General features: G+C 72.4%; 17 protein-coding genes and 1 pseudogene. 7 read left to right on the top strand and 11 right to left on the bottom strand.

Annotated elements, in window-relative coordinates:
• Positions 1 to 23 precede the first annotated feature (23 nt).
• The 3 genes from ACH34R_RS21170 to ACH34R_RS21160 form a co-directional block, all read right to left on the bottom strand.
• Complete coding sequence (locus ACH34R_RS21170) at positions 24 to 1,271, bottom strand: RNA polymerase sigma factor (protein WP_397563387.1); 1,248 nt, start codon at positions 1,269 to 1,271, stop codon at positions 24 to 26.
• A gap of 8 nt (positions 1,272 to 1,279) precedes the next feature.
• Positions 1,280 to 1,693 carry a YciI family protein gene (locus tag ACH34R_RS21165; RefSeq protein WP_397563386.1) on the bottom strand — a complete coding sequence of 138 codons (414 nt, stop codon included), beginning with the start codon at positions 1,691 to 1,693 and terminating at the stop codon, positions 1,280 to 1,282.
• 140 nt (positions 1,694 to 1,833) lie between these two features.
• On the bottom strand, positions 1,834 to 2,598 hold the full coding sequence (locus ACH34R_RS21160; protein WP_397563178.1) for a TetR/AcrR family transcriptional regulator: 765 nt from the start codon (positions 2,596 to 2,598) through the stop codon (positions 1,834 to 1,836).
• 84 nt (positions 2,599 to 2,682) lie between these two features.
• Between ACH34R_RS21160 and ACH34R_RS21155 the strand changes: the two genes are divergently transcribed.
• The 3 genes from ACH34R_RS21155 (at position 2,683) to ACH34R_RS21145 (ending at position 5,503) form a co-directional block, all read left to right on the top strand.
• A complete protein-coding gene (locus ACH34R_RS21155; protein ID WP_397563177.1) occupies positions 2,683 to 3,633 on the top strand; it encodes an ATP-binding cassette domain-containing protein in 951 nt (316 codons plus the stop codon).
• Entirely contained in the window at positions 3,630 to 4,433 is an 804-nt protein-coding gene (locus tag ACH34R_RS21150; protein WP_397563176.1) for an ABC transporter permease, read from the top strand. Before ACH34R_RS21155 ends, ACH34R_RS21150 begins: the two co-directional genes overlap by 4 nt.
• An 89-nt stretch (positions 4,434 to 4,522) precedes the next feature.
• Positions 4,523 to 5,503, top strand: coding sequence for a helix-turn-helix transcriptional regulator (locus ACH34R_RS21145; protein WP_397563385.1), 981 nt, complete (start codon positions 4,523 to 4,525; stop codon positions 5,501 to 5,503).
• Positions 5,504 to 5,532: 29 nt separating this feature from the next.
• Here the strand turns inward: ACH34R_RS21145 and ACH34R_RS21140 are convergent, their stop codons facing one another.
• The 4 genes from ACH34R_RS21140 to ACH34R_RS21125 form a co-directional block, all read right to left on the bottom strand.
• Positions 5,533 to 5,886 carry a YciI family protein gene (locus ACH34R_RS21140; protein WP_397563384.1) on the bottom strand — a complete coding sequence of 118 codons (354 nt, stop codon included), beginning with the start codon at positions 5,884 to 5,886 and terminating at the stop codon, positions 5,533 to 5,535.
• Positions 5,887 to 6,003: 117 nt separating this feature from the next.
• Positions 6,004 to 6,846: a DUF4097 family beta strand repeat-containing protein gene (locus ACH34R_RS21135; RefSeq protein WP_397563175.1), complete on the bottom strand. Its 843-nt coding sequence runs from the start codon at positions 6,844 to 6,846 to the stop codon at positions 6,004 to 6,006.
• A 74-nt stretch (positions 6,847 to 6,920) separates the two neighbouring features.
• Complete coding sequence (locus ACH34R_RS21130; protein ID WP_397563174.1) at positions 6,921 to 7,433, bottom strand: toxin-antitoxin system HicB family antitoxin; 513 nt, start codon at positions 7,431 to 7,433, stop codon at positions 6,921 to 6,923.
• Positions 7,434 to 7,493: 60 nt separating this feature from the next.
• Positions 7,494 to 7,691, bottom strand: coding sequence for a hypothetical protein (locus tag ACH34R_RS21125; RefSeq protein ID WP_397563173.1), 198 nt, complete (start codon positions 7,689 to 7,691; stop codon positions 7,494 to 7,496).
• A 117-nt stretch (positions 7,692 to 7,808) separates the two neighbouring features.
• Between ACH34R_RS21125 and ACH34R_RS21120 the strand changes: the two genes are divergently transcribed.
• Together ACH34R_RS21120 and ACH34R_RS21115 are read left to right on the top strand one after the other, a co-directional pair.
• Positions 7,809 to 7,979 (top strand): helix-turn-helix transcriptional regulator, encoded by a 171-nt coding sequence (locus tag ACH34R_RS21120; RefSeq protein ID WP_397563172.1) that lies wholly within the window; start codon positions 7,809 to 7,811, stop codon positions 7,977 to 7,979.
• Positions 7,980 to 8,046: 67 nt separating this feature from the next.
• The gene (locus ACH34R_RS21115; protein WP_397563171.1) at positions 8,047 to 8,667 is read left to right on the top strand and encodes a TetR family transcriptional regulator; all 621 of its coding nucleotides are present in this window, start codon (positions 8,047 to 8,049) and stop codon (positions 8,665 to 8,667) included.
• Here the strand turns inward: ACH34R_RS21115 and ACH34R_RS21110 are convergent.
• The 3 genes from ACH34R_RS21110 to ACH34R_RS21100 form a co-directional block, all read right to left on the bottom strand.
• Positions 8,642 to 9,310, bottom strand: coding sequence for a response regulator (locus tag ACH34R_RS21110; protein ID WP_397563170.1), 669 nt, complete (start codon positions 9,308 to 9,310; stop codon positions 8,642 to 8,644). The two genes, ACH34R_RS21115 and ACH34R_RS21110, sit on opposite strands and share 26 nt — an antisense overlap.
• Positions 9,307 to 10,356 carry a sensor histidine kinase gene (locus ACH34R_RS21105; protein WP_397563169.1) on the bottom strand — a complete coding sequence of 350 codons (1,050 nt, stop codon included), beginning with the start codon at positions 10,354 to 10,356 and terminating at the stop codon, positions 9,307 to 9,309. Before ACH34R_RS21105 ends, ACH34R_RS21110 begins: the two co-directional genes overlap by 4 nt.
• Before the next feature lie 71 nt (positions 10,357 to 10,427).
• Positions 10,428 to 11,147 carry a class I SAM-dependent methyltransferase gene (locus tag ACH34R_RS21100; RefSeq protein ID WP_397563168.1) on the bottom strand — a complete coding sequence of 240 codons (720 nt, stop codon included), beginning with the start codon at positions 11,145 to 11,147 and terminating at the stop codon, positions 10,428 to 10,430.
• Between the two features lie 263 nt (positions 11,148 to 11,410).
• Here ACH34R_RS21100 and ACH34R_RS21095 point away from each other — a divergent pair.
• Positions 11,411 to 11,737, top strand: a pseudogene (locus ACH34R_RS21095) (WYL domain-containing protein); the annotation flags it as partial.
• Between the two features lie 4 nt (positions 11,738 to 11,741).
• Here the strand turns inward: ACH34R_RS21095 and ACH34R_RS21090 are convergent.
• Positions 11,742 to 12,647, bottom strand: coding sequence for a LysR family transcriptional regulator (locus ACH34R_RS21090; RefSeq protein WP_397563167.1), 906 nt, complete (start codon positions 12,645 to 12,647; stop codon positions 11,742 to 11,744).
• Between the two features lie 88 nt (positions 12,648 to 12,735).
• Between ACH34R_RS21090 and ACH34R_RS21085 the strand changes: the two genes are divergently transcribed.
• Positions 12,736 to 13,182 (top strand): ester cyclase, encoded by a 447-nt coding sequence (locus ACH34R_RS21085; protein WP_397563166.1) that lies wholly within the window; start codon positions 12,736 to 12,738, stop codon positions 13,180 to 13,182.
• Positions 13,183 to 13,188 lie beyond the last annotated feature (6 nt).

Raw genomic sequence — 13,188 nt, 5'->3', positions numbered from 1 at the left:
GACCGATTTCAGGGTATCGGTCACTACGAGGGGCCGGCAAGGAGCCGGGCGGCGCGAGCGTGCAGGTAGCGCTGCTGGGGGAGGCTGGTGGTGCGCTCGGCCGCGGTCAGGTAGGCGGCGCGCGCCGCGGCATGGTCCCCGGCCATCTCCAGCAGGTGCGCGCGTACGGCGTGCGGGCGGTGGTCACCGGCCATCCGCCCGTCCGACTCGATCGCGGCCAGCAGCTCCAGGCCCGCCCGCGGGCCGCGGGACATCGCCACGGCCACCGCGTGGTTCAGTGCCACCACGGGGTTGCCCGCGATGCGCAGCAGCACCTCGTACAGGGCGGTGATCTGCGGCCAGTCGGTCGAGGCGGCGTCGGGGGCCTCGTCGTGGACGGCGGCGATGGCGGCCTGGAGCTGGTAGGGCCCCGGCGCGCCCCTGGGCAGGGTCCGCGACAACAGCGCCAGGCCCTCGGCGATGTGCCCGGCGTCCCACAGCGTGCGGTCCTGTTCGGCCATCGGGACCAGCGCCCCGTCCGGGCCGGTGCGGGCCGGACGCCGCGCGTCGGTCAGCAGCATGAGCGCCAGCAGCCCGGCGACCTCGCCGTCCCCGGGCAGCAGCCGGTGCACGATGCGGGTCAGCCGGATCGCCTCGGCCGACAGCTCGGCGCGTTGCAGGACCGGGCCCGAGGTGGTCGCGTAACCCTCGTTGAAGATCAGGTACAGCGCGTGCAGGACCGCGCCGAGCCGTTCGGCGCGCTCGGCGGGAGGCGGCGCGGCGAACGGGATGCCGCTCGCCTTGATGCGCTGCTTGGCGCGGGTGATGCGCCGGGTCATGGTCTGCTCGGGCACCAGGAACGCCCGGGCGATCTCCGGCGTGGACAGGCCGCCGACCGCCCGCAGGGTGAGCGCGATCTGCGAGGCGGGGGTGAGCGCCGGATGGCAGCACATGAACAGCAGGATGAGGGTGTCGTCGGAGTCGGCGGGCGAGCGCGCGGAGTCCGGGGCCAGGCTGTGGGCGGGCGGTTCGCGCCGCGCGGCGGCGTCCTCGCGGCGGCGGCGGGACTGCTCGGCGCGCAGCAGGTCGGTCAGCCGGCGCGAGGCCACCGTGATCAGCCAGGCCGCCGGGTCGTCCGGCCAGCCGCCGTCCGGCCAGCTTCGGGCCGCTGCCAGCAGCGCCTCCTGTACGGCGTCCTCGGCGGTGTCGAAGTGCCCGTAGCGGCGTACGACCGCGCCGAGGACCCGCGGCGCGAGCTCGCGCAGCAGGTCCTCGGTCCCGGCCTGGCGCATCGGGCCGCTCACGCCTCGATCTGCGGCGGGCCGCCGGCGATCGGCCGCACGTCCACGTACCATTCGTGGGAGAGGGCCGCGTCCTGCGGGTGCGGGGTGCCGGCCAGCAGCGCGGCGATCTGTGTGGCCCGGTCGAAGCTGTCGCACTCCACGATCGTGTAGCCGGCCAGGACCTCCTGGGTCTCGGGGTAGGGGCCGTCGGTGACGACCGGTACCCCGTCGCGCAGTTCGACCCGCCGGGCTTGTACTGGGGCGCTGAGCCCCTGGCCGTCCACGAACTCCCCGGACTCCACCAGGTCCCTGTTCCACTTCTCCATGAAGGCGTGCAGCGCGGCGACGTCCTCGTCCGGCCACGGCGGGGTGTCGCCGGGCTTGCCGGTCAGGAAGTCGTAGTCCCGCTGCGACCCGAACATCATGATCATGTATTTCACTGGTGTCTCCTCTCGGCCGGCACCTGCTTTCCCGGCGCCGCTCACCAGGTACGTCGGAGCGGGCGTGCCGGACCGGACACGCCGGCCGCCTCGCGGCACATGGTACGGACGCTGTCCTTCAACGGGGCCGGTCAGTGCTCGCGGGTGGCGATCAGGGCGGCGACGCCGTCCAGGAGGCGGTCCAGGCCGTAGGCGAAGGCCCGCTCGGGGTCGTAGGCCGCGTCGAACTCCTGGCCGGCGGCCACGCCCACCCGGGTCGCGGTGGGGTAGCGCTCGGGCTGCAGGACCTTCGCCAGGACGGGGGCGGCCCGCTCCCACCACTGCTGGTCGGTGACCGCGGAACTGTCGCGGACGTGCACGGCGTGCAGCGCGCCCCTGGCCGCGCCGTGCACGTAGTCATTGATCATCGAGAGCGTCAGGTCCATCTCCACGTCGGTCAGCCCGATGCCGTCCAGGGCGCGCAGCTCGTAGTCGTACTTGGCGACCAGGTTGGGGCCGAGCGGCGGGCGGCTGGTGGCGACCTGGAGCAGCCAGGGGTGGCGCAGGTACATCGCGCGGTTTTGGCGGGCGATGTGCCGCAACCGCCCACGCCAGCCGCCGGGGAGGTCGGCGGGCATGTCCAGCTCGCCGTTGACGGTGTCGAGCATGAGGTCGATCAGCTCGGCCTTGCCGGGGACGTAGGTGTACAGCGACATCGCGGTGACGCCGAGCTGTTCGGCCAGGCGGCGCATGGACAGGGCGGGAAGCCCTTCCTCGTCGGCGACGGCGACGGCCACCGCGGCGATCTGCGGCACGGTCAGCTTCTGCTTGGGGCCGCGCCGCGGGCGCTCCTGGACGCCCCACAGCAGTTCGATGCTGCGTCGTGGGTCACCGCTGCCGCTGTACTCGGTCGTCATCCTCACATTGTCCCCACCAGAAACTCTCTACGCTGTACGGTATTCTATGCTACTCTCTACGCCGTATAGAGTTTTGGAGGTGTGATGAGCGATTCTCCCGGCCCCGCCGTACTGGCCGAGGGCCTGCGCAAGAGCTATCGCGGGTCCGCCGCGCTGGACGGGCTGGACCTCGACGTCCCGGCCGGCGCGGTGTGCGGGCTGCTCGGGCCTAACGGGGCGGGCAAGACCACCATCGTGCGGATCTTGTCGACGCTGCTGCGCGCCGACGCGGGCCGCGCCCTGGTGGCCGGCCACGACGTGGCCCGCGACCCGGCCGGCGTACGGCGCAGCATCGGCCTGGTCGGCCAGCACGCCGCCGTGGACGAACAGCTCAGCGGGCGGCAGAACCTGGAGATGTTCGCCCGGCTGTCCCACCTGGGGGCCGCGGCCGCCGCCCGCCGCGCGGACGAACTGCTCGCGCGCTTCGGCCTGGCCGACACCGGCCGCAAGCCCGCCGGGCGCTACTCCGGAGGCATGCGACGCCGGCTCGACCTGGCCACCGGGCTGATCCTGCGCCCCAAGGTGCTGTTCCTGGACGAGCCCACCACCGGCCTGGACCCCGGCGCGCGCAACGAGATGTGGGACGCCGTACGCGACCTGGTGGCGGGCGGGACCACCGTGCTGCTCACCACCCAGTACCTGGAGGAGGCCGATCGCCTGGCCGACATGATCTGCGTCATCGACCACGGGCGGGTCATCGCGCGCGGCACGCCGGAGGAACTGAAGTCGCGCCTGGGGGGCGACCGCATCGACGTGGTGGTGCGCGAACGGCGCGACCTCGCGGCCGTCACCGAGATCCTGGCCAAGGTGGGCCTCGCCGAACCGCACGCCGAGCCCGCCGTCCGCCGGGTCAGCGTCCCGGTGGAGGAACGGGTGGCCGCGCTCGGCGACCTGACCAGGGCGCTGCGCGAACGCGACATCGCCGCGGAGGACATCGCGGTGCGCCGGCCGACGCTGGACGAGGTGTTCCTGACCCTGACGGGAGGGCGGTCATGACCGCGATGCTCGGACGGCTCGGCTGGGCCGTCGCCGACACCTGGACGATCACCAGGCGCGACCTGACGCACTGGGTCAACCAGCCCGCGCAGATCGTGATCGGGCTGCTGTTCCCGGTGATGATCGTGCTGATGTTCGGCTACCTGTTCGGCGGGGCCGTCACACTGCCGGGCGGCGGCGACTACCGGGAGTTCCTGATGCCCGGCATGTTCGCGATGACCATGCTGTTCGGCATCGAGACGACCTTCGCCGCGGTGGCGGGGGACGCGGCCAAGGGCGTCACCGACCGCTTCCGGTCCATGCCGATGAGCGGTTCGGCGGTCGTGGCCGGGCGCAGCGTCGCCGACCTGCTCAACTCCGTCCTCGGCCTGGCCGTGATGGTGGTCTGCGGGCTGGCCGTCGGCTGGCGGTTCCATGAGGGCGCGGGGCGGGCGGCGGCCGCGTTCGCGCTGCTGCTCCTGCTGCGCTTCGCGATGTTGTGGGTCGGCATCTGGCTCGGGCTGGTGGTGGGCAGGCCGGAGATGCTGGCGGCGATACAGATTCTGGTCTGGCCGCTGGCCTTCGTGTCCAACACGTTCGTGCCGCCGGAGACGATGCCCGCCTGGCTCGCGGCGGTGGCGCAGTGGAATCCGCTGTCCGCCACCGTCGCGGCGATCCGGGAGCTGTTCGGCAACCCCGGGCCGGCGGGCGCGTCCTTCGCCGCCGAACACGCGGTCGCGCTCGCGCTGGCCTGGCCGCTCGCGCTGATCGCGGTGTTCGCCCCGCTGGCCACCCGCCGCTACCGCGACCTGAACCGCTGACCGCGCCGGCGGTGCTCGTCAGGAAGGACTTCCACCGCCTGGCCGCCGAACACGGCGCCGACAACCACTGCGGGGTCAGCAACATCACCCTGACGTCCTCGCTGGTCTATGACTGGCTCACCGGCGTCCTGACGGGCACGGGGTTGAGCGCGCCCGCGCTGGCCCGCGAGCTGGAGGTGTCCACCCGCACGGTGCTGCGCGACATCGAGGCGCTGTCCGCGGCGGGCGTCCCGGTCTACGCCGAACGCGGCCGGCACGGCGGCTTCGCATTGTCGCCCGGATTCCGGACCGAGCTGACCGGGCTGAACCACGACGAGGCCCTCGCCCTGCTGGCCGCCGGGCCGGGACGCGGCGAGCAGGTGTTCGGCCTCGGCCCGGCGCTCGCCTCGGCGTTGCGCAAGGTGGCCGACGCACTGCCGGAAGGCCATCGGGCCATCGCGAGCGACGCGGCCCGGCGGTTCCTCATCGACCCGGAGACCGACCTGCTCTCCCGCCGGCTGGTCACCAAGGAGGTGCCCGACACCACGATGATCAAGGTCCGGAGCGCGGTGCTCGCCGGACGCAGGCTGCGCATCCACTACGCGGCCACGGGCCGGCCGCCGCAGTGGCGCACGGTGGACCCGATCGGCCTGGTCACCGTACGCGACCGGGCCTACCTGCTGGCCACCAGATCCGGCGAGGACCGCACCTACCGGCTGTCGCGAATGCTGGCCGCCGAGGAACTGCCCGAACCGGCGCAGCGACCGGACGAGGTCGATCTGGACCGGCTCTGGCGGGAACGCTGCGCGCGGTTCCTGCCCGACCAGATCCCCGTGCGGGTGCGGGTGAAACCGGCCCGGCGGGAGCAACTGGCGGGCACCGCGCTGGCCGTCCGCACCGAGGAACCCGGCAGGGAACCCGACGCGGACGGCTGGCTCCGGCTGGAGGTCACCTACCAGGACGCATGGCACGCCGAATGGGCGCTGTGGCAGCTCACCACGGATGCCGAAGCCCTGAGCCCGCAGTGGCTGCGCGACTCCCTGCGCGACCGCGCCGCCGCGCTCGCCGCCCGCTACGCGGCGTCACCCTGACGGCCCCCGGCCTTGCATGACATGGCCGGTCACATCTCCATGCCCGCGCCGTTCATCAGCGGCCGGACCTCCATGCCGGTGTAGCGGGCGTCCGGCCAGCGCGCGGCGATCTCGGTGGCCCGCTCCAGGCTCTCGCACTCGACCAGGCAGTATCCGGCCAGGTGCTCCTTGGCCTCCAGGTAGGGCCCGTCGGTGACGGCGGGCACCCCGTCGCGCACGCGTACCGTCCTGCTGTTGGACGGATCGGCCAGCGCCTCGCCGCCGATCCACTCGCCGCTGTCCTGCAACTCCGCCATCAGCGCGCCCGCCTCGGCCATCGCCGACTCGCGCTCCTGCTCCGGCAGCGCCTCCCAGATGGCCGGGTTGTTGTAGATCATGAGCATGTACTTCACGTCTCCGCTCCTCAGCGTCGTCCTGGCGGCCTTCATCAGTAGATCGGAGACGTCCGGCCGTCCTCGACATGCGGCCGGTAAGGAAACCGGAAAGGAACATCTCCGCGGTCAGGCGCGGTGGACGAAGATCTCGCCGTAGGAGGTGCCGGCCCGTACCTCGACGGTCTCATCGGAGGGCAGCGGGCCGTCCGCCGCGGCGAGCGACGTGCGCACCCCGCCGTAGGGCGCGCTCACATCCAGCCAGGCGGCGCTGCCCGCCCGGATGCCCACCTCCAGGTCGCCGTAGCCGGTCTCCAGGGTGATCGAGCCGCGCACGGCCTCGCCGACGCGGATGCCGCCGGTGGAGGTCCTGGCATCGACGGAGGCCAGCGCCAGGCCCACCGATATGTCGCCGTAGGCGGTGCTCAACCGGCTGTCGCCGGTCACCTCGCCGACGGTGATGTCGCCGTTGGCGCTCTTGACCACCGCGGTGCCGTCGATCCTGCCGACCCTGATCGCGCCGTTGGCGGCGACGATGTCGGCGGGCCCGTGTGTCGCGGCCACGGTGATGTCGCCATTGGCGCTCTCGGCGCGCAGCCTGCCGGTGCGGTCGAGCCAGATGTCGCCGCTGCCGGTCTTGAAGGTGGACTCGCCGAGCCGGCCCTGGGCGTGGAGGTCGGCCGCCACCTCGGCCTCGACGCGCGACCCGGCCGGCAGGTCGATGGTCACCTCGACCGAGCCGCCCCACCCGAACAGCGAGATCGTCCGGCCCTTGGCCGCCTTCACCAGCAGGTGCCCCTGGGAGAAGTCGACTTTGGTCTGCTCGGCGGCCCGTACGTCCGCGTCGTTGAACGCGTCGCTGGGGCGCACCTCGACGAGTGTGTCGCCGCGGTCGCCGGCGTTGATCCGGACACTGCCGGTGCCGATCGAGATCGTGGCGGAGATCGGCTCGGGCGTGTCGAATGCTGGCACGGCCTGCCCTCCTTCGTGGGTCGCGGGGCGTTGCCGCCCCGGCGGGGGCGGACGTCGGGTGGTGGTGATCGGGGCTAACGGACCCAGCCGGTGTAGCGGTGCCCGGTCTGCTGCCGCCGGGGCGTGCGGGCCCGCCCGCCCTCGCCCTGGACGGCGGCGGTCAGGGCCCGCACCAGCCAGGCGTTGAGGGACAGGCCCTCCCGGCCGGCGGCCTCCTCGATGCGCGCCTTCAGGTGCTCGGGGACGCGCAGCGAGACGCGTGCCGCGCTCCCCTCATCGGCGTCGGAGACGGGCGGCACCGGGGGAGCCGGCTCGCCGCCGGGCTCGGGGGCCTGGCCGTGCGGCTGCGGCACGGTCACCACGAACCGCGGGTCGCGCCCGCGCAGCCGTACCTCGACCGAGCCCGGCGCCAGATCGCGGGTGATCTCGCCCGCCGCCGCGGACAGCGCTTCGAGCAAGGCGAGCCGGGCGGCCGGCTCCAGGGCCCCGGTCAGCCGCTCGGCGACGGCACGGGACTCCTCCCCGCCCGTCGCGGCGGCGGCCGCGAGCTCATGGCGGAGCCGGTCGACGTACGGCATCAGATCCATGGCACCACTATGACGTCACCATGGCGTCAACGCAACCGGGTGCGCTGGCCCACAATGGCGTCACCCGCTCACCGGGCCGAGTCGGCCGGGGCCACCCCCGCCGTTGCCCCGGCCTGCTCGGCGGCGGGGCAGCGCGAGCGCGGCCAGTACGGCGAGCAGCGCCCCCGCGCCGATCACGAACGCCGCGTCGCGCATGCCCTCGGCCATGGCCACGCGCAGTGCCTCCCCCTGAATCCCGGTCAGCCCCGCGTTGGCCATGGCCACCAGGATGGCGAGCCCACCTGCAACGCGGTGGAGGCCACCCCCGAGGCGAGCCCTTGATCCCGCGCGGGCACGCCGGTCCCCGCGCGGCGATCCACATGCCCTCGACTGCAGGTGATCCGGCTGACCGCCGAGGGACACAGCAGCCGTGAGATCGGCGCCCGCCTGTTCCTCAGCTGCCGGACCGTCGACTACCACCTTTACAAGGCCTATCCCAAGCTCGGCATCACCCCGCGCCGCGAACTGGCCGCGCTCGACCTGGGCGAGCCGTCCGCCCGGCGGTAGGCGATCCGGTCGCCGCGATAAAACTCGATCGGGCGGTGAAGAAAGGTTTCGATAGACTGCCCACGCCATGACAGAACCCAAGACCCACGGTCGCCCCGGGCGCTGGCGGACCGGCGCGGAGAGCAGGCAGCGGATCCTCGCGGCGGCCCGCAGCCTGTTCCACGAGCATGGCTACGGCGGCACCACCGTGCGGGCGGTCGCCGCCGAGGCCGGGGTCGACGCGGCGATGGTGTTCTACTTCTTCGGCACCAAGCAGGGCCTGTTCGGCGCGGCGCTGGAGATGTCGGCGCACGTCCCGCCGGCCATCGAATCGGTCTTCGTGGGCGGTCTGGACGGCATCGGCGAGCGGATGATCCGCACGGTTGTGGAGAGCATCGAGCGATCCGACCGCGCCCCGCTGCTGACGCTCACCCGCTCGGCCGCCACTCATGATGAGTCCGAGGCGTTGCTTCTGGAGTACATCGACCGGGAGTTCACCGGCCGGCTGGCGGCGATGCTCGACGCGCCGGACGCCGCCGAGCGGGCCGGGATGGTGGCCGTCCAGATCCTGGGGCTCGCGGTGGCACGGTACATCGTCAGGGTCGAGCCGCTGGCCTCCGCGCCCGTCGATGAGCTGGTGGCCCGGTTCGGCCCGCTCGTCCAGCACTGCCTGACCGGGACCTTCACGGACGCCCGTCGCCCGGCCTGACCAGCCCGGCCTCGTAGGCGACGATCACGGCCTGCGCCCGGTCACGGATGCCGAGCTTGGCGAACAGGTCGCTCACCCGGTTCTTCACCGTCGACACCGACAGCCCCACCTCCTGGGCGATCTGCGTGTTGGACAGGCCGTGCGCGATCAGCTCCAGCACCCGCAGCTCGCGTTCGCTCAGCACCGACAACTCAGCCGGCGACACGAACCCGCGCGGGCGGGCCGGGCGCACGAACGTGCCGATCAGGCCGATCAGCAGCCGGGGCGCCACCGTCGCCTCGCCCCGGTGCACGATCTTGATGCCTTCGATCAGCTCTTCCGGCGACACGTCCTTGGGCAGGAACCCCGACGCCCCGGCGCGCAGCGCGGCCACCACATGCTCCTCCAGATCGAACGTGCTCAACGCCAGCACTCTGACCTGCGGAAGTTCGGTGGTGATCCGCCGGGTGGCGGCCACCCCGTCCATGCCCGGCAGGTGCAGGTCCATCAGCACGACGTCGGGGCGCAGGTCGTGACTGAGGCGTACCGCGTCGAGCCCGTCGGCGGCCTCGCCCACTGCGGCAAGGCCCGGTTCGGTCTCCAGCAGCAGGCGCAGCCCCGCGCGGACCACCGCGTGGTCGTCCACGAGCAGTACCTTGATCACATCTTCCCCGGCAGCGGGATGCGGGCGTGTACCGTGAAGCCTCCCTCAGCGGAGGGCCCGGCGCGTAACTCGCCGCCGCACAGTGACACCCGCTCGGCCATCCCCGCCGGCCCGAACCCGAGCCCCATGGCGGCGCCGGGCCGCGAGCGGCCGTCGTCGTCGACCCGCACCTCCACCAGACCGGGCAGATAGGCCAGCCGCACCCGTGACCGGGCCCTTGCGGCGTGCTTGCGCGTGTTGGTCAGCGCCTCCTGCACGACGCGGTAGACCGCGTGGTCCACGGTCGACGGCAGCGCGACGGCCTCGCCGCAGATCTCCAGCGTCGCGTTGCCCGACTCCTGGACCAGCGCTGGCAACCGCGCCACGCCGACGCCCGCCTGGTTCTCGATCGGCTCGCCGTCGGTGCGCAGCACCTCCAGCAGGTGACGCATCTCCGTCATCGCCTGGCGGACGGTGTCCTCGCCGGTGCGCAGGGCCAGCCGGGCGCCTTCCGGGTCGGTGGAGATCGTCCGTCTGGCCACGCCCATGTAGAGGCCGACCACGCTGACGTGGTGGGCGATCAGGTCGTGCAGTTCACGGGCCAGGCGGCGACGTTCGGCGCGTACCGCGTCCTCGGCGATCCGCTGCTCGCGCCGCTGCGCCAGCTCCCCCCGCAGCCGCATGATGTACCCGGCCGCCACCGGCGCCGCCGGGGTCAGCGCGAGGGCCACGGTCATCCCGAGCGGGGCCGGAGTCCAGGGCAGGTCGTAGAGCACCCAGTGACCGGCCATGGCCACCGCCGCCGAGGCGGTCGAGGCCCACGCCGGGGTGTGCCTGCCCACGGCGTACAGCGCGATGATCATGGCGCTGACCGGCGCGTCGTGCCATGGCGGCCGGGCGCCCAGTACGTAGAGCACGCCGACGAGGGTGGCCACGGCGATCGGATGCCGCCGCCGCGCCGCCACCGCTCCCGCGACCGCCGATGCCAGCGCCACCAGCGCGAGGTCCGCGTTGCGGTAGGGGAATTCCGCCGCCAGCACCGCCACGGCGATGGCAGCATCAGCCATCCAGGGGCGGCTCCTGCAGAGCGCGATGATCGTTGCCGCGATCTGTGGCAGGCGGCGGTCAGCGGAACGGGTCACGGGACCGGTGCGCGGTTGCCGCGGAGGCGGGCGCGGCCGGGTGAGGCGGGCTCCACACGTTCGTACACCGTGACAGCGTACGAGCGCTCCGGATGTTCGTAGGGATGCTCGGCCACTTTGCGGAAGGACGGACTCTCGTCCAGGTGCCGGTAGAGGCGGCGTGCCTCCGGCCATTCGTGTACCAGCACCAAGAGCCCGCCGGGAGCCATGAAGGTGCGAAACCGCTCGAAAATCAGCCGCAGCCGTTCGCCGCGGCCCACGTAATAAAGCATTTCAGCGCAGATGACCAGGTCGAATATGCCGCCGGGATCGTCGTTGAGGAAATCGAGCGCCACGAATCTCGCGGTACCGGCCGCCTTCGCCGTCGCCCTGGCGACGGCCTGCTTGGAGACGTCCACGCCCACGCACTCGGCTTCCGGATACGCGCGGGCCAGCCGGCGGGTGAACGCGCCTTCGCTGCATCCCACGTCAAGGGCGCGCAGGTAGGCGCGGTGGGGTATGTGGCGTAGCGTCACTTCGTATTTGTCGATCTCGTACGGCTCGGTTTCGTAGCGCCATGGGTCGGGGACGTGATGTACCCACTGGAAGAAGCCGCGAAGAAAGCGGCCCTGCGTGCGGGCGGAAAACAGCGAGGCGGCTCGGAAGAACGTCCGGTGCAGGCGGTCGTGAATGTCGGACATGCATTTCAGCCTGCTGATGTCCGAGGCCCGGTTCATCGACGGAAAGAATGATCTTCCGCTGAGACCGGGCTCCTGACATGATGACACTTTCCCGGGACCGCGGTCCTGGGGGAGTAGTACTTCCGGCCGATGCGGAGCACCGGCCGGACCTGCGGCCTTGCGGCGGCAGGCTCAGTTGGAGAATCCGCCTTTGGGGTGGATCATCTCCAGGTTGGTGCCGTCCGGGTCGTCGAAGTAGGCGACCTGAGTGCCGAGCGCCGCGTCCGGGGTGACCTCGCCCTCACGGGTCGCGCTTCGCCCCCCGCGAGCCGCCCGGCACCGACCTGGTGCGGTACGTCTCCGAGCGGATCTCCGTCGACCCCTACCGCTACCGCGGCCGGTTCACGGTGCAGGCCCCGGCCGACGTGATCGCCGCCCGGATGGCGCCGACGATGGCGGTGGTCGAACCGGTCGGGGACGATGTGTGCGTCCTCAGCACCGGCTCGAACTCCCTCGACGAGCTGGCCATGTGGGTGGCGCAGCTCGGTGTCCCCTTCCAGGTGCACGAGCCGCCCGAACTCATCGAGCACATCCACGCCCTCGGCGTCCGCCTCCTCGACGCGGCGCGGCAGGTGACCCGCGAGTGAGCGATCAGCCGTCGTGCAGGCGGGCGGCCTGATCCTGTATGGCGCTCACCATGGTCTGCGCCTGGGCGGAGGGGTGCGGCCGGGTGACGGCGACGGTCGCGCGGCCCGTCCAGTGGCCGTCGGCGACGGCCACGGCCCGTACGCCCGCGGGCAGCGCCGGCAGGGCCTGCTCCGGGATGACCGTGATGCCCAGGCCGGCCGCGACGAGGCCGAGCCGGGTCGACCAGCTGCGCGCCGTGTGGGCGATGCGCGGGTCGGACAGTGTCGGCCAGGCTCCGAACTGCGGCTCGCCCGCCGCGCCGTCCCCGGCGATCCAGTGTTCCTGGGCCAGGTCGGCCACGGTGACGCGGGAGTGCCCCGCGAACCGGTGCGCCTCCGGGACGGCCACCCGCAGGCCGCCCTGTAGCACCATGGTCTGCCGCAGCTCGCTCAGGTCGTAGTCCGGCAGGCCGTGGCCGATCCCGATGATCGCCACGTCCAGCCGGCCGGCGCGCAGCCGCCGGAGCAGGGCGGGCGTCGAGGCCTCGTCCAGGACCACGGCGAGACCCGGATGGCCGGAGGTCACCTGCGCCATCGCACGCGGGACCAGCGCCATGGCGGCGGTGGGATAGGCGCCGATCACCAGGCGGCCGGCGAGCCGGTCGCGCAGCCCGGCGAGTTCCAGCTCGGTCGCCGCGAGGTCGGCGAGGATCTCGGTCGCGCGCCGGACGAGCACCTGGCCCGCCGGGGTGAGGGCCACGCCGCGCCCGCCGCGATCGAAGAGCGGCGCTCCGGCGGCGGTCTCCATGGCGGCCACCTGACGGGAGACGGCCGACTGGGTGTAGCCGAGCAGCTCGGCGGCCCTTGTGAACGATCCCATGGTGGCGACCTGGTGCAGGACGCGCAGGCCGGTGAGGGTGAACTCAGCCATGCCGCCGAAACTACCATGCGAATATGTCATGGGAGCAATGACGAATCATCGTTGGACGGCATGGCTCGCAGCGGGCAGGCTGGGAGCCATGACCAAGAGATTCACTGAAGACGACCTCATCGCCCGCCTGATCCGCGCCGGCGAGCTGGAGGTGTCGGGCGAGGACCCGGCCGAGGCGGCGACGTACTTCGACACGGAGAAGTTCCGCTTTCACGGGCCGGACGGCTTCGAGTCCGGCTTCGCCGGGCTGGACGCCTACTTCGCGGCGATCCGCGACGCCTTCGAGGACCGCTCGATCCGGCGCGGCATCGTCGTGGCCGACGGCGACCACATCGCCTGCCAGACCTGGATCGAAGGCACCTTCGTCCGCGAGTTCACCCAGTCACCGGCCGGTCCGTTGCTGCCCAACGGTGAACGCGTCGTGTTCGATCTGATCAACATCTTCCGCTTCGACGACCAGGGCCGCCTCGCCGAGGAGTGGGTGACCACGGACAACCGCTCGCTTTTGCGCCAGATGGGCGCCGAAGGAAAATAGCGCCGC

The organism is Spongiactinospora sp. 9N601 (assembly GCF_044326295.1).
Taxonomy (GTDB): Bacteria; Actinomycetota; Actinomycetes; order Streptosporangiales; family Streptosporangiaceae; genus Spongiactinospora; species Spongiactinospora gelatinilytica.
This window is presented reverse-complemented; position numbering and strand designations above follow the sequence as displayed.